The organism is Caulobacter sp. FV1ye13L (assembly GCF_058681155.1).
This window is the reverse complement of sequence record NZ_CM178732.1, coordinates 3,578,043-3,597,788: the sequence shown is the minus strand read 5'-3', so window position 1 is coordinate 3,597,788 and position 19,746 is coordinate 3,578,043. Positions and strand designations below refer to the sequence as shown.

Sequence of the window (19,746 nt, the reverse complement as noted above, 5' to 3'; positions counted from 1 at the left end):
TCTGCGCAATGACACCGGTGGCGCCACGAGCCTGTCTCGAAATGACACCGGTATCATTACGGTTCGGAACGACGTCGTCGGCCCGTCTCGTTGCGGCTCTTTTGAGCTCGCTCCTGCGCAAACTTCGGGGCGTCGGGTCTGACTCGACGCCCTCACTTTTACGAGGGCGGGTGACGAAGAGGACATTGGGGAAGGAAACAAGGCGGCGCGAACGCGCCTTTGTTTGACGTAGCGGCAGCCACGCAGTGGCGTCCGCGCGCGACGCGGTCTAAACGATCGCCCTGAGCCAATACCGGCGAAATCTTCCCTGCGACGGGTCCTTGAGAGGGCCCGCACGCACGAACGATGCTTTTGGAGGACTATGTGATGGTGAAAGATCGTATGGCGGTTCTGACCGCCATGATGGACCAGGGTGTGATCCCGGTTTTCTATCATCCCGACGCAGAGGTCTGCAAAAAGGTCATCCAGGCCTGCGCCGACGGCGGCGCGCCCTGCATCGAATTCACCAACCGCGGCGATTTCGCCAGCCACGTCTTCTATGAAGTCACCAAGCACTTCGCCACGGCCGACGAGCGCGTGATCATGGGCGTGGGCTCGATCGTCGATGCGCCGACCGCCGGCATCTACATCGCCAACGGCGCCAAGTTCGTGGTCGGCCCGATCCTCAACGCCGACGTGGCCAAGGTCTGCAACCGCCGCAAGATCCCCTATTCGCCGGGCTGCGGCAGCGCCTCGGAAATCTCCTACGCCGAAGAACTGGGCTGCGAGATCGTCAAGGTGTTCCCCGGCTCGTCGGTCGGCGGCCCCGATTTCGTCAAGGCGGTGCTGGGCCCGATGCCCTGGACCCGCATCATGCCGACGGGCGGCGTCGATCCCGACGAAGCCTCGGTCAAGAAGTGGTTCGGCGCGGGCATCGTCGCCGCCGGCATGGGCTCCAAGCTCATCACCCCTGAAATGCTCGACGCCGGCGACTATGCCGGCATCACCGCCAAGGTCCGCGAGACGGTGGACCTCATCAAGAAGGTTCGTGGGAAGGCCTAAATGACCGACAACATCCTCAACATCCGCCCGGCTTCGGAAACGAAGTGGGATTGCGCGTCCTTCGGTGAAGTGATGCTGCGCTTCGACCCCGGTTTTGGCCGGGTTCGCAACGCTCGCCAGTTCAACGTCTGGGAAGGCGGCGGCGAATACAATGTCGCCCGCGCTTTCAAGAAGTGCTGGGGCAAGCGCTCGACCGCCGTCACCGCCCTGCCGGTGAACGATCTGGGCTGGCTGGTTGAGGATCTGATGATGCAGGGCGGTGTCGACACCTCCCACATCATCTGGCGCGACTTTGACGGCCTGGGCCGCAACACCCGCGTCGGCCTGAACTTCACCGAGAAGGGCTTTGGCGTTCGTCCGGCCCTGGGCTGCAGCGACCGGGGTCACTCGGCCGCCTCGCAGATCCGCCCCGGCGAAGTGAACTGGGAAAAGCTGTTCGGCGAGGAAGGCGTGCGCTGGTTCCACACCGGCGGCATCTTCGCGGCCCTGGCCAGCAACACCGCCGAAGCCGTGATCGAAGCGGTCGAAGTGGCCCGCAAGTACGGCACCGTGATCTCCTACGACCTCAACTACCGCGCCAGCCTGTGGAAGTCGCAGGGCGGCAAGGAAGGGGCCCAGAAGGTCAACCGCCACATCGCCCAGTACGTCGACGTGATGATCGGCAACGAAGAAGACTTCACCGCCTGCCTGGGCTTTGAAGTCGAAGGCCTGGACGAGCACATCAGCGCGATCGACCCGGCCAACTTCAAGAAGATGATCGAGACTGCCGTAAAGCAGTTCCCGAACTTCAAGGTCGCCGCCACCACCCTGCGCAACGCCAAGACCGCCTCGATCAACGACTGGTCGGCGATCCTGTACGCGGGCGGCGAGTTCTATTCGTCGATGATGCGCGAGAACCTCGAGATCTATGACCGGGTCGGCGGCGGCGACGGCTTCGCCTCGGGCCTGATCTACGGCTTCATGGAAGGCAAGGGCCCCCAGGCCGCCGTCGAGTACGGCGCGGCTCACGGCGCCCTGGCCATGACCACCCCGGGCGACACCTCGATGGTGCGCAAGGAAGAGGTCGAGGCCGTGATGAAGGGCAAGGGCGCGCGGGTCATCCGCTAGTCCGCAAAAACTGTTATCCCGCCCCGGCCTTGAGCCGGGGGCGCAGCGCGCCGAACCGGGACCGCGGCAGGCGCCTGCGTTTCCGGCGGTCCCGGGTCTTCGCCAGGGATGACAATATTTGGAGAGCCCTCGGTCAAATGATCGGGGGCTTCTTCATACTCGACCTTGATCAGACCTTCAGGCACCGGCGCGCCCGGCTGCAGATAGATCAGGGCGCCGATATTGTCCCGGTAGGTATGCTGTCGGCGACGTTCCAGCATATCGGCGAGGGCGCTGATGCGTTCGACAAGCTGCTGTTGAAGACGCTCCGAAGCCTGGGCGCGCCGGGCTTTGGTTCGCGCCCCAGATTTGGCGAGCGGGCGGGCGCTGCGGGATTTGGGCATCTGCGGGGTCCTGTTGATTGATGTCATGCCGACACAGCTTCGCGATCTCGCGCGGAAGCCGCCGAGGTGGTGGGGAGGGGCGCGAAGCGTCCGGACCACGTCCGGAGTTGGAAATAGAAGTACCGTTTCGACGAAGTCGTCCGCTCCGCGTCATCGTTTTCCGTCAGCGTCCCAGCGGGTGGCCCAGTTGGGGCCTTACCGGAACACGGAAGCCTCGGTTTCCCGAAGTCCCGAAGGTCGGGGGGCGTGGGGCCAATTCTGACCAACACTCGCCTTGATCCCCATCCACGCCGACGGCGGGCGGGTCCTGCAACGCCAGGATCCCCGGACCGGTCGAGTATCCCCCTCGACCCCAGTCCCGCTCGACCACACCCCAGGGCCGCGAGGGTCGCTGGCCGCGCGCCCTCCCCATCGCCCTGAGGTGAAGACAGTATACGGCGGTGCGCAGGTCGGGGGACTTGGCGCGCTCCGGGCCAGCGATTTCAGCGGGTTAGGCGCGGGAAGCCGGGTGGATACAAGATCGGCGCCCGATGCGGCCCGGATGAAGCCTTGCCCGGTGCAGGGTGCTAGACTGCATGCTTCGAGTTGAAAGACACTGTCCTTGATCGATCAATATGGCTGGTCCGACGCGTTGGCGCGGGACTTTGAACCGCACGCGCGCGCCGGGCACGCCCCTGGGCGTGTCATCGTGCAGCGGCGCGGGGCCTATGTGGTGGCCACCGACGAGGGCGAGCTACGCGCCAAGCCGTCCGGCCGCCTGCTGCACGAGGCCCGCGAGGCCGGCGTCCCGGTGGTGGGCGACTGGGTGGCGCTGACGACCAATCTGGCCGAACGCTCGGCCACCCTTCACGCCATCCTGCCGCGCCGCACCGCCTTCGCACGGCGGGCCGCCGACAGCGTCCAGACCCTGCAGGTGATCGCCGCCAATATCGACGTGGCGTTCGTGGTCACCTCGATGAACGCCGATTTCAATGCGCGCCGGCTCGAGCGCTATCTGGCCGCCGCCTGGCAGAGCGGCGCGAGGCCCGTGGTGCTTTTGACCAAGTCTGACCTCTCCGACGCGCCGCAGGCCCTGGTTGATGACGTCGCCGCCCTGGCGGCGGGCTGCCCGGTGATCGCGGTGTCGTCCCGTGAGGGCGCGGGTCTGGACGCTGTGAGCGCCCAGATCGCGGCGGGAGAAACCTGCGTGCTGATCGGCTCGTCGGGCGTGGGCAAGTCCACCCTGGTCAATGTGCTGCTGGGCGAGGACAGGATGGCCACCCAGGCGATCCGCGAGACCGACGCCCGGGGCCGCCATACCACCAGCCATCGCCAGCTGGTCCTGCTGCCCGGCGGCGGCATGATCCTGGATACGCCCGGCATTCGCGAAGTGGGGCTGATCGACGCCGAGGAGGGGCTGGGCGTGGTGTTCGACGACATCGAACGTCTGGCCGAGCAATGCCGGTTCCGTGACTGCGGTCACGCCAACGAGCCCGGCTGCGCGGTGCGCGGCGCGCTGGAGAGCGGCGCGCTCGACCGCGACCGCTGGGCGTCGTTCCAGAAGCTGGGGCTGGAATTGGCGGCCGTGGAGAGTAAGGCCGTACGCGTGGCCAAGGAGGCCGACCGCCGTCGGCAGCTCTCGCTGCAGAAGGCCTATCGGACGACGAAGAAGGATCTGCGGGGCGGGTGAGGTGGGGCGTCTGACGCAGCCCAGGGGTTCACCAACACCCAACACAGCTAAGCCCCGGTTCACCGTTCGCTTACCACCCTAGGGAACTGTTCCTAGACACTTCGCGGCCTAGTTTTGCGTCATGTCGGACGTTGAAGCCTTCCTGCAACAGCCTGTCGAGCGGCGCGCCGCGAGCCGCCGGGCCTGTCTGTTGCGTGGCGACCTGGTCACCGGTGGCGGTCGCGCCGAGCCGGTGGCGGTTCTGGACCTGACGGCCTTTGGCGCGCGGGTGGCGATGCGGCGGACCCTGCTGCTGCCCACCCGCATGCTGCTGCGCCTGACCTTGATGGACGGCATGGTGCTGTATGACGCCGACCTGCTGTGGCGGCGCGGCCTGGACGCCGGCCTGGCGCTGTCGGGTCGACGCGAGACCGGCCCGGTCAGCCACTAACCGTCTTCGCCTATAGGACGATTTCGCGGCGCTCTGCGGCGCTGCGCTGGGCGGCGTCGATCACCTCCATGACCTGCAAGGCTTCCTCGACCGGCACCGGGCTGGGCGCGCCGCTGGTGATGGCGTCGCGGATCCCGGCATAATAGGCGCGATAGTCGCCGGGCACGGGCTGCACAGGCGTGCTGACCGGTTCGCCGTCTTCCATCTGGATCAGGACGCCCAGACGGGGATCGTCGCCATAGCCGGGCGCGCTGGGCCTTAGGCCCGCCTTCAGATGGTCCTCCTGGGTGTCGAGCCCGCTCTTGATGAAGCTGCCGCTCGTACCGTGCACGGCCATGCGCAGATTGGTCGCCTGGGTCATCTGGCTGGCGTGCAGCAGCACCCGCAGACGGGGATAGCGCAGCAGCAGGTGGAAATAGTCGCCGGCCACGCCGCCGTCCTTCTGGACGGCGATGTCGGCGTAGACCGCCTGCGGCTTGCCAAACAGCACCAGGGCCTGGTCGATCAGGTGGGGCCCCAGGTCCAGCAGCGCGCCGGCGCCGGGTTTTTCGCGCCAGCGGTCACGGACCAGCGGTCGGAAGCGGTCGAAATGGCTTTCGTACTGGACGATCTCGCCCAGATGGCCGCGTTCGATCAGGGCCTGCAGGGTCAGAAAGTCGCTGTCCCAGCGGCGGTTCTGGAACACGCTGACCAGGCGGCCGGCGCGCCGGCCGTGGTCGGCGATGGCGCGGGCCTCCTCCAGGGTGACGGCGAAGGGCTTGTCGATCACCACATGCTTGCCGGCGTCCAGCGCGATGTGGGCCTGGCTGGCGTGCAGGGCGTCGGGCGTGGCGATGACCACCAGATCGATGGCCGGATCGGCCACGGCCCGGACCAGATCGGCATTGACGACCGCCAGCTCCGGAAAGTCGGCCCGCACCTTGGCCGCGTCGCTGGACACCACCGTGTGCAGCTCCAGCCCCGGCGTGGCGGCGATCAGCGGCGCATGAAAGGTCTTGCCGGCGAAGCCGTAGCCGACCAGGGCGACCTTGAGCGGGGTGGGGGACATGGCGGCAACTCCTCGAAACCGCTCTGGAAATAGGCTCTGGCTGGGCTGCGGGCCAGAAAAAAGCCCCCGGCGCCAAGGCGACGGGGGCTCCAATCATGTGGAAAGGACGAAGACCTAGATCTTCACCGGCTCCATCTTGGGGGTCAGCAGGTGGACCACCAGCAGGGCGATCAGATAGGCGCTGCCGGCGACGATGAAGATCGGGGTATAGGTGCCGATCTTCTCCAGGACCTGGCCGATGTATTTGGAGAACACCATGCCGCCCACGGCGCCCAGCATGCCGCCGATCCCGACCACAGAACCCACCGCGCCGCGCGGGAAGACATCCGACGGCAGGGTGTAGAGGTTGGCCGAGAAGCCCTGGTGGGCTGCGGTGGCGACGCCGATGATCAGCACGGCCAGCCAGACGCTGTCGGCATAGGAGGCGAACATCACCGGCACGGCCAGCAGGGCGCAGATCAGCATGGTGATCTTGCGGGCCTTGTTGATGCTCCAGCCCATGCTCATGAACTTCGACGACATCCAGCCGCCGCCCACGCTGCCGACGTCCGACAGCAGATAAATGGCGATCAGCGGCGGGCCGAAGGTCTTCAGATCCAGGCCATAGCGCTTGCCCAGGAAGTCAGGCAGCCAGAACAGGAACATCCACCAGATCGGGTCGATCAGGAACTTGCCCAGGGCATAGGCCCAGGTTTCGCGCTTGGTCAGCAGCTTGACCCAGGGGATTTTCTCGACCGGATCGGCTTCGTCCTGCTCGATATGGGCCAGCTCGGCGGTGCTGATCTTTTTGTGCTGACGCGGCGTGCGATACAGGATCAGCCAGATGGGCAGCCAGATCAGCCCGGCCACGCCGGTGACGATGAAGGCCATCTGCCAGCCCCAGGCCAGCACGATGCCGGGCACCACAAGCGGGGTGACGATCGCGCCGATATTGGTGCCGGCGTTGAAGATGCCGGTGGCGAAGGCGCGTTCCTTCTTGGGGAACCACTCGGCCACGGCCTTGATGCCCCCGGGGAAGCCGCCGGCCTCACCGATGCCCAGGCCCATGCGGGCGAAGATGAAGCCGTTAAGGCCGCGCGCGCCGGCGTGGGCGATGTGGGCGACCTGCCAGATCAGGAAGGCGATGCCGAAGCCCCAGCGGGCCCCGATCTTGTCCATGATCTTGCCCCAGACCAGATAGGCCACGGCGTAGGACAGCTGGAAATAGAAGACGAGGTCGGCATAGTCGCCCTCGCTCCAGCCGAACTCCTTGGAGAGGTCCGACTTCAGAATGCCGATCGTCTGCCGATCGACATAGTTGATGACCATCGCTGCAAACAGCAGGCTGACGATCACCCACCGATACCGACCGATCTTTTCGGAGGGCTCGGGAGCCTTGGGAATGACCATGGATACGTCTTCCTTACCCTGAGTTGTCGTTTTCTTATTTGGCCGGGACGGCGACGCACTCCACCTGTCCCAGCGCGCCGAAGCTAACCCTTGCGGCGTCGCCCGTAACCACGTCGTGGATGCCGGTGCTGGCCCCGGTGGTGACCAGCATGCCCTTCTTCAGCGGCCGGCCGCGCGAGGCGACGTGACCCAGCAGGAAGGCCAAGGCCGCGAGCGGCGAGCCGGGGATTGAAGCCGCCGTGCCCGTGCCGACGACGACGCCGTTGATCGTGGTTTCTACGGCCATGTCTTCCCAGGCGACGTCGCGCCAGTTTTCGAGCACGGGACCCAGGATCTGGCCGTCATTATTGCCGAAGTCCGAGGCCACGATGGGCGGGCCCAGCACGTTGATGGTCTTCAGCGGGCTGCCGGCGATCTCGACGCCCAGGATCAGCTCGCCCACATAGTCGGCGGCCTCCTCGGCGGTCCAGTCGGTCTTGCCCTCGGGCGCGTCCTTGCCAAGGCGGACGATGAACTCGGCCTCGACGGCGGTGAAGCCGCCGTCGATGGCGCGGAACGGGGTCGGCGCGTCGGCGGCTTCCCAGAGATTCTTCTTGAAAATGCACCCGGCCAGACGCTCGGCGCCCAGGCGAGCCTGATGCTGCGGCGGCACATAGCCGACCTTCCAGCCGACCAGTTCATCGGGCCAGGAATCGATGGCCAGGTCCTGAACGGCGTAGCCGTCGGCCATGGTGACAGGGAGCACGCCGCCCGGATAACCGGGGACGCTGACGCCGGCGAGGCGCGCCTTGACGAATTGGGAAGCTATGGACGCCGGTGCGAACACATCGCTCTCGGCTGCGGAAACGGTCACGCCGCTAGTCCTCCCTACAATAACCCGACAGCCCGTTTTACGGGTCTGAGACGTCTCTAATGGAAACCGGTGTCATTGACAATCACGCCTTGAGACACCGGTGGCAAGATCGCGGTTCACCCGGCCGGCAAGATTTTGCGCGCCGGGGATCAGCGACGCCGGCCGCCGCATGCGCTCCGCCGCTTGACAGACCACGCGACGGGTATAGCGTCAGGCAGTATTACGGATGTAATGAGCCATGCATATCACCTCGGCCGAAAGTCACGTCATGGAAGCGCTGTGGCGGCGTGAGCCGCTGACGGCCGACGAACTGGTGGCCGAGGTCGGCGCCAGCCAGTCCTGGGGCGAGGCCACGGTCAAGACGCTGATCAACCGGCTGCTGAAGAAGAAGGCCATCAAGTCCGAGCGCGCCGAGGGCAAGCACGGCTATCGGCCCCTGATCGCCCGCAGCGTCTATGTCCAGGCCGAGAGCCAAGGGCTGCTGGACCGTCTGTTCGAAGGCCAGCTGGCCCCGATGATCAGTCACTTCGCCCAGCATCGTGCGCTGAAGGCCGAGGAGATCGCGCGCCTCAAGCGCCTGATCGAGGACCTGGAACATGGCGGCTGAGGTCCTCACCCATCTGGTCTTCTGCAATCTGGCCGCCGGTCTGGCGATCCTGCTGGTCCTGAGCCTGCGCCGTCCGACCCGGGCCCTGTTCGGGGCCGAGGTCGCCTATCTGCTGTGGCTGCTGCCGGTGGCGGCGGGCCTTGCGGCCCTGCTGCCCGCCCGCGCCGCCGAGCCCGGCGCCGCAGCCGCGCGTCACTTCATCCTGCCGGGCGACCATGCCGCGGTCCTGGGCGGCGTCTGGCTGGTCGGCGTGTCGCTGGCCCTGGCGCTGCTGGTCTTGAGCCAGTCGCGTTTCATGCAGCGCGCCCGTTCGGGACGGGCTGGCCCGGCCGTGGTCGGGGTGCTGGTCCCGCGCATGGTGGTGCCGGATGACTATCAGACCCGGTTCACCGAGGCCGAGCGCGGCCTGATCCGGGCGCATGAGCGCGCGCACATCGAACGGCTGGATCCGCGCGTCAATGCGTTGATGGCGCTGATCCAGTGCCTGGGCTGGTTCAATCCCCTGATCCATCTGGCGGTGCGCGAGGCGCGACTGGATCAGGAGCTGGCCTGCGACGCCCGGGTCATGGGGCGGCTGTCGCGCGAGCGTGGCCTCTATGCCCGCACCCTGCTGAAGACCCAGCTGGGCGCCCGCGCCCTGCCGCTGGGCTGTCACTGGCCGGCCGCCGCGCCCCATCCGCTGGAAGAGCGGGTGATCATGCTGACCCGGCCCCAGCCGACCCTGCACCGTTCGGCCCTGGGCGGGGCGCTGGTGATGGTGATGAGCCTGACCGCCGCCGTCGGCGCCTGGTCGGCCCAGCCGGAAGGTCCGCCGAGGCCCGAGGCGGCGCCGGTGATCTGGCCCGAGGCCGTGATCTATGCACGGATGTCCCTGGCCCTCGAACCCTGAGCCCCGGGCCGCGACACGGCGTCATGACCTGACAGGTAATTGTGCGCCTTCGGCCGGTGCTTCTAGGTTGCGTCAGGCAAAACTGGGGAGAGCGCGATGTCAGGCTTCTGGCGCAACTGGTTGACGGTGTGGTGTTGGGGTGTCGGCGTCTTTGGCGCCGTTCTGGTCGGGGGCGGTCTTGAGGCCACCAGCGGGCCAACCCGTCTGATCTTCGGTATTTTGAACGGCCCGGAGCCGCTGAATCTGAATGCGCAGATGCGCTTCAGCCTGGCGCTCATGGGCGCAGTGACCATCGGCTGGGCCGTGACCGTGGCGGTGACCATCCAGGCCGCGATCCTGCTGGGCGAGCGCGCCACCCCCGTCTGGCGCGGACTGGTCGCGGGCGTACTGATCTGGTTCGTGATCGACACCCCGATGTCGATCGCCACCGGCTATGGGATGAACGCCATCCCCAACCTGGTCCTGCTGGTGACGTTCCTGCTGCCGGTCATCCGCAGCGGCGTGCTTCGGACGCCGCAGACCTAGGCGCATCGCCCGAGCGGATTTGCTGAAATGACAGGGTCGACGGGGGCTCCCTCTGGGCAACAGCCGGAGCGGAGGCCCCCATCAGTGACCTGGACGGCGGGACCGGCAGGATCTCTTCGGCAGGGGCTGTCAGGGCGCCGACAAAGTCGTCGCGCCAGGCGGTGACGTCCTTGCGCTGGACGGTGTCGAACAGGGCCTCCCAGCGGCGCTTGCGCTCGGGCAGGCCCATGGCCAGGGCGCGACTCAGAGCGTCGGAGATTTCCTCCGGACTGTTGGGATTGACGATCAGGGCTTGAGACAGCTGGCGGGCTGCGCCGGCGAAGCGCGACAGGATCAGCACGCCGGGATCTTCGGGGTCCTGGGACGCGACATATTCCTTGGCCACCAGGTTCATGCCGTCACGCAGCGGCGTCACCAGCCCCACCCTGGCGGCGCGATAGATCCCGGCCAGCTCGTCGCGCCGGTAGGACTTGTTCACATAGCGGATCGGCGTGAAGTCCATCTCGGCATAGGCGCCGTTGATCCGGCCGACAAGGCCGTCCAGGCGCGAGCGCAGGTCCTGATAGGCCTCGACCTCGTCGCGCGACAGCGGCGCGATCTGCAGCAGCATGACCTCGCGGCGCATGTCGGGATTGTCGTGCAGGAAGCGCTCGAAGCCGATGAGGCGCTCTTCCAGGCCCTTGGAATAGTCCAGGCGGTCGACGCCCACGACCATCTTGCGAAACACGCTGTGGGCCAGCATGCGGTCATAGACCTTGCGGGCGCGCGGGCCCTCGATGATGCGGGCGAAGTCCTCGGCGTCGATGCCTATCGGGAAGGCGGCGGCGCGGGTGGTCTTGCCAAACGCCGTCAGCTCGCCGTTCGCGGCGACCGAGCCGCCGACCTCGGAGGTGACATAGCCTTCGAAGGCGTGACGCGATTCCTCGGTCTGGAACCCGACCAGGTCATAGTCGAACATCGCCTCCACCAGAGGGCGGTGGCGGGGCAGGGTGACCACCAGCTGATGGGCCGGCCAGGGAATGTGCAGGAAGAAGCCGATGCGGTTGGTCACGCCCATCCGCCGCAGTTCCCGGGCCATCGGGATCAGGTGATAATCGTGCACCCAGATCACGTCGTCGGGTTCGATCAGCGGCCGCAGGGTCTCGGCGAAACGCTTGTTGACCCGGTCATAGCCCTCGCCGAACGAGCGGTCATAGGCGGTCAGGTCGACGCGATAGTGGAACAGCGGCCATAGGGTCTTGTTGGCGTAGCCGTTGTAATATTCCTGATAGTCGGCTTCCTCCAGATCGACCGTGGCGGTGGTCACGCCGTCGACCCGCTGCATGGCCAGCTGGCCGGTGAACTGCGGCGTGGTCTTGCCGCTCCAGCCAAACCAGATGCCGGAATATTCGCGCAGGGCTGCGGCCAGGGCCATGGCCAGGCCGCCGACGCTGCCCTCGCCGTCGCCCGTCTCCGGGCTGGGCGGTGGATTGACCCGGTTGGAAACGACGATCAGCCGGCTCATGCGGGCATCAGCGTCGCGACGCCCTCCAGCCAGGCCGAGACGGCGGCGGTGTCCTTCAGCCGGTAGCTGGCGGCGGTCGGGCGCATGTCGCCCACCAGAACACCGTAGCCGCCCAGACGCGCGGCGGCGGCGAAGCCGTCCTCGTCGGTCAGGTCATCGCCTACGAAGATCGGGGTCGCGCCCATGAAGGGTTGCTCGCGCAGGAAGGCTGCGACCGACTGGCCCTTGTCCTGGCCCGGGGTGCGCAGTTCGACGACCATGTCGCCCCTCTGCAGCACCAGGCCGGTGTTTCGGGCGATGCGCTCGGCGGTCTCGATCACCGCCTCGCCGGCGGCGGGGGCGTTGCGATAGTGCAGGGCGACGCTGACGCCCTTGTCCTCGAACTGCAGGCCCTTGTCGCAGCGGGCCAGATCGCGGAGCAGCAGGCGGGCGTCCGGGATGCCGCTGTGCGGCGTGGAGGTCACGACATGACCGTCGGCGTCGCGCCGCACCAGGCCGTGAACGGCCGCCACCGGCGTGACGCCGCGCTCGAAGATGCGGTCCAGATCGTCCAGCGCGCGGCCGCTGACCACGGCCACCCGGCCGTTCAGGGTGGCGGTCAGGCGCTTGATCAGCATGGCGCGTCGCCGGTCCGGCCCCACGTGCTCGGGGCGCGGCATGATCGGCGCCAGGGTGCCGTCGAGGTCGAGAAATAGAGCGGCCGAAGCCGGCGGAAACGACGGCGGCGGGGGCAGGTCGTGGAGCTGTTGTCTTGCGCTTGACCCCTGCACGGTCATCACCAGACGCCCCTCTTCAAATCGGTACATGACGAGAGGAACGCTCGAGGCGAAGTTTCGATCCGGCGAGTCTATCGCACCGACGACCAGGGCCGGCTCAGCAGCATGGCGCAATTGATCAGGCCGACCAGGGAGTAGGTCTGCGGATAGTTGCCCCACAGCTCGCCGTCCGAAAAGCCGATGTCCTCCGACAGCAGACCGGCGGCGGTGCGGCGGGCCAGCATGTCCTCGAACAGGGCGCGGGCCTCTTCGGCGCGGCCGGCCAGGTGCATGGCCTCGATCAGCCAGAAGGTGCAGATGTTGAAGGCGGTCTTGGGCTCGCCGAAGTCGTCAGGAATGGCGTAGCGCAGCAGGTAGGAGCCCTTGCGCAGGCCGCTTTCGACCGCCGCCACCGTGGCGATGTTGCGCGGGTCATTGGCGCTGATGAAGCGCAGGTCGACCAGCTGCAGCAGGCTGGCGTCCAGCTCGTCGCCGCCGAAGGTCGCCGCGAACCGGCCCAGCTCGGGATTCCAGGCGGCGGCGTCGATGGTGGCGCGCACCATGGCGGCGCGACCGTTCCAGAACCGGGCGCGATCGGGCAGGCCCAGCTTCTGGGCGGCGTTGCCCAGGCGATCACAGGCGGCCCAGCACATCACCGCCGAATAGGTGTGGACATTGGCCCGGCCCCGGAATTCCCACAGGCTGGCGTCAGGCTTGTCGTGCAGCTGGAAGGCGCGCTCGCCCACCGGCTCCAGGGCCTCGAAATCGGCGACCGTGGCCTGGCGCAGCAGGCGCTCGTCGAAGAAGGCCTGGGTGCTGGACAGCACGATCTGGCCGTAGACGTCGTGCTGCTGGTGCTCGAAAGCCTGGTTTCCGATGCGCACAGGCCCCATGCCGCGATAGCCGGGCAGGGCGGGGGCGAAGCGCTCGGTCAGCTGCGGCTCGAACCCGACCCCGAACAGCGGCTGGATGTGGCCGCCGGCCGCGCGGTCGACGATGTTGCGCAGATAGCCCAGATAGTTCTCCAGAATATCCACCGCACCCAGCCGGTTGAGGGCCTGGACCACGTAGTAGGCGTCGCGCATCCAGCAGTAGCGGTAGTCCCAGTTGCGGCCGCTGTCGGCGTGTTCGGGGATCGAGGTGGTCAGGGCCGCGACGATGGCGCCGGTCTCCTCATGGACGCACAGTTTCAGGGTGATCGCCGCGCGGATCACCGCCGCCTGCCAGTCCAGCGGAATGGCCAGGCCCCGCACCCAGGTCATCCAGTAGGCGGTGGTCTCGCGCAGCATTTTCTCGCAGGTCGAGCCCACCTCGGCGCCGAAGCCTTCGTCAGGACCCAGGAACAGCGCGATCGGTTGCTCTAGCCGGAAGGTGCGCTCTTCGAGGATGTGCGACACCGGACAATCGGTGGTCAGCCGCATCGTCAGGTCGGAACACAGATAGCGGATGTGGTTGGAGCCCGAAGTGAGCTCGGCCAGCCGCGCGCCCCACTGGGCGGTCGGCCGCACCCGCAGGGTGATGCGCGCCGTTCCGGCGACTGGGCGGATCAGGCGGATGAAGGCGGTGGGCCGGAAGATGCGGCCAAACTGCTGGTAGCGGGGGGCGAAATCGATGATCTCGATCTTGGCGCCGTCGGCGTCGGTGATCTCGGTGCGCAGCACAGGGGTGTTGCGCAGATAGGCCTGGGTGGTCGACACCGCCCGGTCGACATCGACATCCCAGACCCCGGTGGCCGCAACGCTCCGGGGATCAACGTCGCTGAGCAGGGCGCTAAACACCGGATCGGAATCGACGCGCGGCGCGCAGGCCCAGACGAACCGTCCGCTGCGGTCGATCAGGGCGCTGACGGCGCAGTTGCCGATGGGAAACAGGTCAAGGGTCTGGGGCGCGGAGTTTTGGGGCACACGGTATCCGGAGTGGGGCGGGACCTGGGGTCGGCCTGACGACACATTGGAAACCCTCTGTGTGGCTTCCCGGTTCCTGCGGCGCAAAAAGAACCCCGGGGATCGGCGTGACGCTCGCCTTTCACGATACTCGCGTTGACGCAGCCCCTGCCGACCGGCCATCTGGGATCGCGCGGATCCTTCGCGTGGCAAGGTGTTACGAGATCCATTGGCGGTGAGCGGCTTGTCGAGACTATCATGCGCGCTGGCCGCAGGGGCGCTGTGGCTCCTGGCGAGCGGGCCGACTCTGGCGCAGTCCCAGAATCCCTCGCCGTCAGGCGCGCGGCAGCCTCAGGCCGCGCCGCAGCAGCCTCTGGCTTTCCCCGTCAGCCCCTATTCCGTGACGCTGCGCGTCGACCAGATGGAACTGCTGGGCCGTGTCCTGGCCGAAGCGCCCACCCATGGCTTCGAACTGGGCGCCTTTTCGCCTGATCAAGCCCTGGCGCTGCTGGCCTCGCGCGATGTCGCCGCCCGCCAGACCGGGCAGGGCCAGCTGATCGGCCTGACCCTGGCCTATGCCAAGGCCGTGCGCTCGGGCCGGTTGCCGCTGACCAGCTTCCGCACCGACTGGGGCCTGCGCCCGGCGATCTATGATCCCGGCCCCGAATTCGTTCAGGCCGTCGCCCAGGATCGCCTGGGGCCGTGGCTGGACACCCTGCCGCCGCCCTATACGGGCTATCAGACCCTGCGCCGGGGCCTTGTCACCTATCGCGACATCGCCGCCCGCGGCGGCTGGGCCATGCTGCCGGTGGGAGCGGATCTTAAGCTGGGTTCCACCGATCCCCGCGTCGTGGCCCTGGAAGCCCGGCTGGCCGTCGAGGATGCGACCGTGGCCGTCGATGGCGTGGCCCTGTTCGACGAGGCGCTGGTCCAGGCCCTGATGCGGGCCCAGAAGCGCTTTGGGCTCAACCCCAATGGCGTACTGGACAAGAAGACGCTGGACGCCCTCAACACGCCTGTCGAGCGGCGCCTGGACCAGATCCTCGCCAATATGGAGCGCTGGCGGTGGTTGCCGCAGGTGCTGCCGGCCGACCGCATCCAGGTCAATATCGCCGCCGCCGTGCTGTCGGTATTCCACCATGACGTCCCGACCCTGACCATGCGCGCCGTCACCGGCCGGCCTGGCGACGAGACGCCGATGCTGCAGTCGAACATCCACAGCATCGTGCTCAATCCGCCCTGGAACGTGCCATCCTCGATCGCCGCCAAGGAGCTGTGGCCCAAGGAGCGGGCCAATCCGGGGTATTTTGCCCGCAACGACTTCATCGTCATCCCGACCGAGGGCGGCGGCTCGCGCCTGCAGCAGAAGGCCGGACCCAAGGCCGCCCTGGGCCTGATCAAGTTCGATTTCGTCAATCCCTATGGCGTCTATCTGCACGACACCCCCAGCCGCGCGCGCTTCGCCAGCTTCAGCCGCCTGGCCAGCCACGGCTGCGTGCGCGTCGAAAAGCCGGTCGACCTGGCTCGCGCGGTGATGGAAGGCGACGCGACCTGGACGCCCGAGGTGATCGACGCGACCATCGCCGGCGGCAAGACCGTGCGGGCCCAGCTGCCCCAGCAGATCGCGGTCTTCCTGCTGTACTGGACGGCCTATGTGACGCCCGACGGCCAGGTCAATTTCCGCGACGATCCCTATGGCTGGGACCGCCTGCTGGTGCAGCGGATCGCCGCAGCCCTCTCCGGCTCAGCTTGACCTTCTGGCCGGCCTGGGGTGTCCTGCGGGCAGTACGGTGTCAGGGATAGCGTCATGATCGCACGGCGTAAGTTTTTTCAGTTGGGTTTGAGCGCGCTTGGCGCCGCAGCGATAGGCCCGTCGGCCCACGCTCAGGACGATATCATCGGCGCGCTTCTGGAAGCCCAGACGCCGTTGACGCCGGCCCCTGTCGCGGCGATCCAGCCGGTGGCCGAGGCCGCGCCCAAGTGGGTCTCGCTGTATAACCTCCACACCGACGAAAAGTTGCAGGCCGTGTACTGGGAGAACGGAACCTATGTTCCCGACGCCCTGCAGGCCCTCAACAAGGTGCTGCGCGATCATCGCACCGGCGAGGTCGCCCCGATGAACGTCCACCTGTTCGACCTGCTGACCGACATCCATCGCAAGACCGAGACCAAGACCGCCTTCCAGATCATCTCGGGCTATCGCTCGCCGGCCAGCAACCGCCTGCTGGCGGAGCGCAGCGGCGAGGTCGCAAAGCGCAGTCTGCACATGGACGGCAAGGCGATGGACATCTATCTGGAGGATGTCGCCCTCGATCATCTCCGCGCTGCGGCGCTGGATCTGAAGCGGGGCGGCGTCGGCTATTATCCCGACAGCAAGTTCGTGCACGTCGATGTCGGGCCGTTCCGGCGCTGGCAGGGAAGTTAGGCCCGCAAGGGCAGGGGGCCATCTATGAGCGCTGAACGTCGCAGCAATCCGTTCGGATGGATCTTCCTGGGCTTTGTCGTGGGCGTCATCGCCACCTTCGGCGCCATCCTGTTCCTGACCGCCGGCCTGGGCGGCTATGACGAAGGCTCCGACGAGCTGCGCACCGCCGCCGACGATGCGGCCGCTGCGGCGCTCAATACTGGACCTGTCGCCGCGTCCGCACCTCGCAAGATCGAGGCTCCGGTCGTCGCTCAGCCCGTCACGACACCGACGCCGGTGCGTGAAACGCCGCCGGTCGACGCTCAGATGGCCGACGACGCTGCGGCTGCAGGCATGACCTCGCGCGCGGCGCCGGACCAGCCGACCAACTAGGGTCTTTTAGGGATCAGGCCGCTTCGCTCTCGGGCGGGCGCACCCTCTGCGCCGCCAGATGCGCCAAGCGCGTGATGGTCAGCAGTTGCTGTTCCAGGTCTTCGATCCGCTCGGCCTGCCGGATCACCAGCCGCTCCAGATCCTGCAGGCGTTCTTCGACACGTTCGGCCATGAGGCTCTCCGCATTGGCAGGCCCGCCATGGGGCGCGCGCTGCTGCCGTCGGTCAAGCCCTTGGGTGCGATTGCACGATCGCGAGCCCGACGGGCGGCGTCATCCCGGAAACTTGGGCCGGAGCGTGGCTCCGATTCAAGTTTCCGGGATGACGCGCCAGATCAGGACTTGGGGGCCGCCATGACCGGCAGGGTCTTGGACTTGGCCTTGTTGGCCTCGTGCTGCTGGACCGGCAGCGGGATCAGGCCGCGCGACTGCAGATAGCCGCCCCGGCCGGTGGCGGCGTCCGAGACGAATTCGTTGACGAACTCCTTGAGGCCCGGCGTCACACCGATCTGGCTCTTCTTCACGTAAATGTAGAGCGAGCGCGAGATCGGATAGGTCCCGTTGGTGATGGTGGTCACGGTCGGTTTCACGCCGTTGATGCTGGCGGCCTTGATGGTGTTGGCGTTCTGCTCGAGGAACGAATAGCCGAACACGCCCAGGGCGTTGGGGGTCTTCTGGATGGTGCCGATGATGGCGTTGTCGTTCTCGCCGGCGTCGACCCAGCCGCCATCGGTGCGCATCGGCGCGACCTTGGCCTTGAAAGCCTTTTCGTCGTCGGACTTCAGCTTGGTCAGGGGCGGCAGCTTGCCGGCGCCGCCCTCGATGCCCAGCTCGATCCAGGCGTCGCGGGTGCCCGAGGTGGGCGGCGGGCCATAGACCAGGATGCGAGCCTTGGGCAGGCCCTGGTTGACCTCGTTCCACGACTTGTAGGGGTTCTTGACCAGCTGGCCGCCGCGCAGGGTCTGGTCGGACAGGCCCAGATACAGGTGCTCGAGCTTGAAATTGTAGTCCGGCGACTTCTTGTCCATCGCCACGACGATGCCGTCGAAGCCGATCTTCAGCTCGACGATGTCCTTGACGCCGGCCTTCCTGCAGGCTTCGAACTCGGACTTCTTCATCGGGCGCGAGGCGTTGGCGACGTCGGGATACTTTTCGCCCATGCCGCCGCAGAACATCTTGATGCCGCCGCCCGTGCCCAGGCTTTCGACCTTGGGCGACTTCTTGCCGGTCTTTTTGGCGTAGTTCTCGGCCACGCGGGTCGTGAACGGGAAGACGGTCGAGGAGCCTGCGGCCCACACATAGTCACGCGCGGCATAGGCGGTGTCGGCGGCGGCCAGCAGCCCGAGGGCGGCGGCGGCTCCAAGAAGCTTGGTCATGGTGATAGGTCCGGATTCTACGGGGTCAGACGGGAGAACGCGCCGCGTTCAAACATGGTCTGTCGAACTATATCAAGGTTTTACGACAGTCGGCGATGCGAAAATCTGTATGCGGATTAGCGGCGCCGGCGCCCTTTCGCGCCTCGCGGGCGACCTGTTCATCGCGTCGCAGCTGCGGCGTTGCGCCTCTCGCCGGGCGAGCGCGCTGGCCCTATGTGGGGGCTGCAGTATCCTGTAGCTTCCCGCCCTGAATCAGATGCCGACCCGTGCGGCCAGAAGTGAATCGAGTCTCCGTGGCGCCTCCGACCAAAGCCATCATTCTCAGCGCGGGCCAGGGCAAGCGTCTGTCGCCGCTGACCGACACGCGTCCCAAGTGCCTGGTCGAGCTGTCGGGCCGCACCGTGCTGCACTGGCAACTGCGCCATCTGCGCCAGGCCGGGATCACCGAGGTGGTGGTCGTCACCGGCTTTGCGGCCGACACTGTCGAGGCCGAGATCGCGGGCCTGGACCTGCCCGGCCTGACCGTGCGCACCCTGTTCAACCCGTTCTTCGGCCTGACCGACAACCTGGCCACCTGCTGGCTCGCGCGCGGCGAAATGGTCGGCGACTTCCTGCTGCTGAACGGCGACACCCTGTTCGAGCCGGCCATCGCCGAGCGCCTGATGGCTGCTCCGCCGGCCCAGATCACCGTCACCATCGACCGCAAGGGCGGCTATGACGCCGACGACATGAAGGTGGCGACCGAGGGGCTGTCCCTGCGCGCCATCGGCAAGACCATCGAGACCTATGACGCCGAGTCGATCGGCTTCCTGCGCTTCGACGCCGAGGGCGCGGCCCTGTTCACCAAGATCGTCGACGCCGCCCTGCGCACGCCGGAGGGCCTGAAGCGCTGGTATCTCAGCGTCATCAACCAGATCGCCCAGGAGTACGACGTGGTTCGGGTGCAGTCGATCCAGGGCCTGGACTGGGCCGAGATGGACTTCCCCGAAGACCTGCCGCGCAATCGCGAACTGGCGGCGTCCTGGGTAGCGGAGCAGGTCGAGGCGTAAGGTTGCCCCGGCCTACTTATAGGCCGGAATGATCCCGCCCAGGCGCTTGCCCATTTCCTCGGCCAGGGCCTGCACGCCGTTCAGCGGCCGCATCATGACCTCGAAATCGACGATCTGGCCGTCTTCGTCAAAGCGGACGAAGTCGATCCCCTTAACCGCCTTGTCGCCGACCCTGGCGCTGAATTCGAGCACGACGTTCAGCCCGTCGTCGGTCGTGGCCTGCCGGTGATAGGCGAAGTCGGCGAACACGGTCAGCACCGTGCTCAGCGCCAGCACCACGGCCTCGGCGCTCTTGTAAGGCTTGAAGGCTACCGGCGAGCGGAACGTCGCGTCGGGATGGACGATGGACCGCAGGTCGCCCAGATCGCCCTTGGCGACCATCTCATGCCAGGCCGACAGGCTTTTGGCGGCGGCGGGGTGGAGTTGGGGCAGATCAGTCATGG

21 protein-coding genes are annotated in these 19,746 nt (G+C 67.0%); 11 read left to right on the top strand and 10 right to left on the bottom strand.

The genetic code is table 11. From position 1 onward, the window contains the following. Nucleotides 1-366: 366 nt before the first annotated feature. Nucleotides 367-1,041 (top strand): bifunctional 4-hydroxy-2-oxoglutarate aldolase/2-dehydro-3-deoxy-phosphogluconate aldolase, encoded by a 675-nt coding sequence (locus ACW176_RS17460; protein WP_419321211.1) that lies wholly within the window; start codon nucleotides 367-369, stop codon nucleotides 1,039-1,041. Then, nucleotides 1,042-2,148 (top strand): PfkB family carbohydrate kinase, encoded by a 1,107-nt coding sequence (locus ACW176_RS17455; protein ID WP_492110034.1) that lies wholly within the window; start codon nucleotides 1,042-1,044, stop codon nucleotides 2,146-2,148. Here ACW176_RS17455 and ACW176_RS17450 read toward each other — a convergent pair. Then, nucleotides 2,145-2,531: a hypothetical protein gene (locus tag ACW176_RS17450; RefSeq protein ID WP_492110033.1), complete on the bottom strand. Its 387-nt coding sequence runs from the start codon at nucleotides 2,529-2,531 to the stop codon at nucleotides 2,145-2,147. The two genes, ACW176_RS17455 and ACW176_RS17450, sit on opposite strands and share 4 nt — an antisense overlap. A gap of 601 nt (nucleotides 2,532-3,132) precedes the next feature. On the opposite strand from ACW176_RS17450, the gene rsgA reads away from it, so the two are divergent. Both rsgA and ACW176_RS17440 read left to right on the top strand, forming a co-directional pair. After that, nucleotides 3,133-4,200, top strand: coding sequence for a ribosome small subunit-dependent GTPase A (gene rsgA / locus ACW176_RS17445; RefSeq protein WP_492057125.1), 1,068 nt, complete (start codon nucleotides 3,133-3,135; stop codon nucleotides 4,198-4,200). A 121-nt stretch (nucleotides 4,201-4,321) separates the two neighbouring features. After that, on the top strand, nucleotides 4,322-4,630 hold the full coding sequence (locus ACW176_RS17440) for a hypothetical protein (protein ID WP_419321215.1): 309 nt from the start codon (nucleotides 4,322-4,324) through the stop codon (nucleotides 4,628-4,630). A 10-nt stretch (nucleotides 4,631-4,640) separates the two neighbouring features. On the opposite strand, the gene ACW176_RS17435 is transcribed toward ACW176_RS17440, so the two are convergent. The 3 genes from ACW176_RS17435 to ACW176_RS17425 form a co-directional block, all read right to left on the bottom strand. Next, nucleotides 4,641-5,678, bottom strand: coding sequence for an oxidoreductase (locus tag ACW176_RS17435; RefSeq protein WP_492110032.1), 1,038 nt, complete (start codon nucleotides 5,676-5,678; stop codon nucleotides 4,641-4,643). Between the two features lie 114 nt (nucleotides 5,679-5,792). Next, on the bottom strand, nucleotides 5,793-7,067 hold the full coding sequence (locus ACW176_RS17430) for an MFS transporter (protein ID WP_492110031.1): 1,275 nt from the start codon (nucleotides 7,065-7,067) through the stop codon (nucleotides 5,793-5,795). A gap of 34 nt (nucleotides 7,068-7,101) precedes the next feature. Then, complete coding sequence (locus tag ACW176_RS17425; protein WP_492110030.1) at nucleotides 7,102-7,920, bottom strand: 2-keto-4-pentenoate hydratase; 819 nt, start codon at nucleotides 7,918-7,920, stop codon at nucleotides 7,102-7,104. Nucleotides 7,921-8,158: 238 nt separating this feature from the next. Here ACW176_RS17425 and ACW176_RS17420 point away from each other — a divergent pair, with 238 nt between their 5' ends. The 3 genes from ACW176_RS17420 (at nucleotide 8,159) to ACW176_RS17410 (ending at nucleotide 9,941) form a co-directional block, all read left to right on the top strand. Beyond that, the gene (locus ACW176_RS17420) at nucleotides 8,159-8,527 is read left to right on the top strand and encodes a BlaI/MecI/CopY family transcriptional regulator (RefSeq protein WP_419321219.1); all 369 of its coding nucleotides are present in this window, start codon (nucleotides 8,159-8,161) and stop codon (nucleotides 8,525-8,527) included. Further along, complete coding sequence (locus ACW176_RS17415) at nucleotides 8,517-9,416, top strand: M56 family metallopeptidase (protein WP_492110029.1); 900 nt, start codon at nucleotides 8,517-8,519, stop codon at nucleotides 9,414-9,416. Before ACW176_RS17420 ends, ACW176_RS17415 begins: the two co-directional genes overlap by 11 nt. 96 nt (nucleotides 9,417-9,512) lie before the next feature. Continuing rightward, nucleotides 9,513-9,941, top strand: a complete 429-nt coding sequence (locus ACW176_RS17410) for a hypothetical protein (RefSeq protein ID WP_492110028.1) — start codon at nucleotides 9,513-9,515, stop codon at nucleotides 9,939-9,941. On the opposite strand, the gene otsA is transcribed toward ACW176_RS17410, so the two are convergent. From otsA to ACW176_RS17395, 3 genes are all read right to left on the bottom strand, one after another. Further along, complete coding sequence (gene otsA, locus ACW176_RS17405; protein ID WP_492110027.1) at nucleotides 9,904-11,445, bottom strand: alpha,alpha-trehalose-phosphate synthase (UDP-forming); 1,542 nt, start codon at nucleotides 11,443-11,445, stop codon at nucleotides 9,904-9,906. The two genes, ACW176_RS17410 and otsA, sit on opposite strands and share 38 nt — an antisense overlap. Next, nucleotides 11,442-12,221: a trehalose-phosphatase gene (otsB, locus tag ACW176_RS17400; RefSeq protein WP_492111960.1), complete on the bottom strand. Its 780-nt coding sequence runs from the start codon at nucleotides 12,219-12,221 to the stop codon at nucleotides 11,442-11,444. Before otsB ends, otsA begins: the two co-directional genes overlap by 4 nt. A 71-nt stretch (nucleotides 12,222-12,292) precedes the next feature. Beyond that, the gene (locus tag ACW176_RS17395) at nucleotides 12,293-14,104 is read right to left on the bottom strand and encodes a glycoside hydrolase family 15 protein (RefSeq protein WP_492110026.1); all 1,812 of its coding nucleotides are present in this window, start codon (nucleotides 14,102-14,104) and stop codon (nucleotides 12,293-12,295) included. Nucleotides 14,105-14,327: 223 nt separating this feature from the next. On the opposite strand from ACW176_RS17395, the gene ACW176_RS17390 reads away from it, so the two are divergent. The 3 genes from ACW176_RS17390 to ACW176_RS17380 are packed head-to-tail and all read left to right on the top strand — an operon-like array spanning nucleotide 14,328 to nucleotide 16,880. After that, on the top strand, nucleotides 14,328-15,836 hold the full coding sequence (locus ACW176_RS17390) for a L,D-transpeptidase family protein (RefSeq protein ID WP_492110025.1): 1,509 nt from the start codon (nucleotides 14,328-14,330) through the stop codon (nucleotides 15,834-15,836). A 54-nt stretch (nucleotides 15,837-15,890) separates the two neighbouring features. Then, nucleotides 15,891-16,508, top strand: coding sequence for a peptidoglycan L,D-endopeptidase MepK (gene mepK / locus ACW176_RS17385; protein ID WP_492110024.1), 618 nt, complete (start codon nucleotides 15,891-15,893; stop codon nucleotides 16,506-16,508). 24 nt (nucleotides 16,509-16,532) lie between these two features. Then, on the top strand, nucleotides 16,533-16,880 hold the full coding sequence (locus ACW176_RS17380) for a hypothetical protein (RefSeq protein ID WP_492110023.1): 348 nt from the start codon (nucleotides 16,533-16,535) through the stop codon (nucleotides 16,878-16,880). Between the two features lie 13 nt (nucleotides 16,881-16,893). On the opposite strand, the gene ACW176_RS17375 is transcribed toward ACW176_RS17380, so the two are convergent. Continuing rightward, a complete protein-coding gene (locus ACW176_RS17375; RefSeq protein WP_419251608.1) occupies nucleotides 16,894-17,052 on the bottom strand; it encodes a hypothetical protein in 159 nt (52 codons plus the stop codon). Nucleotides 17,053-17,213: 161 nt separating this feature from the next. After that, nucleotides 17,214-18,254 carry a substrate-binding domain-containing protein gene (locus tag ACW176_RS17370; RefSeq protein ID WP_492110022.1) on the bottom strand — a complete coding sequence of 347 codons (1,041 nt, stop codon included), beginning with the start codon at nucleotides 18,252-18,254 and terminating at the stop codon, nucleotides 17,214-17,216. A 293-nt stretch (nucleotides 18,255-18,547) separates the two neighbouring features. On the opposite strand from ACW176_RS17370, the gene ACW176_RS17365 reads away from it, so the two are divergent. Beyond that, the gene (locus tag ACW176_RS17365) at nucleotides 18,548-19,303 is read left to right on the top strand and encodes a phosphocholine cytidylyltransferase family protein (protein ID WP_492110021.1); all 756 of its coding nucleotides are present in this window, start codon (nucleotides 18,548-18,550) and stop codon (nucleotides 19,301-19,303) included. Nucleotides 19,304-19,315: 12 nt separating this feature from the next. Here the strand turns inward: ACW176_RS17365 and ACW176_RS17360 are convergent, their stop codons facing one another. Next, nucleotides 19,316-19,744, bottom strand: a complete 429-nt coding sequence (locus tag ACW176_RS17360; RefSeq protein WP_492110020.1) for a nuclear transport factor 2 family protein — start codon at nucleotides 19,742-19,744, stop codon at nucleotides 19,316-19,318. Between the last annotated feature and the right edge of the window lie 2 nt (nucleotides 19,745-19,746).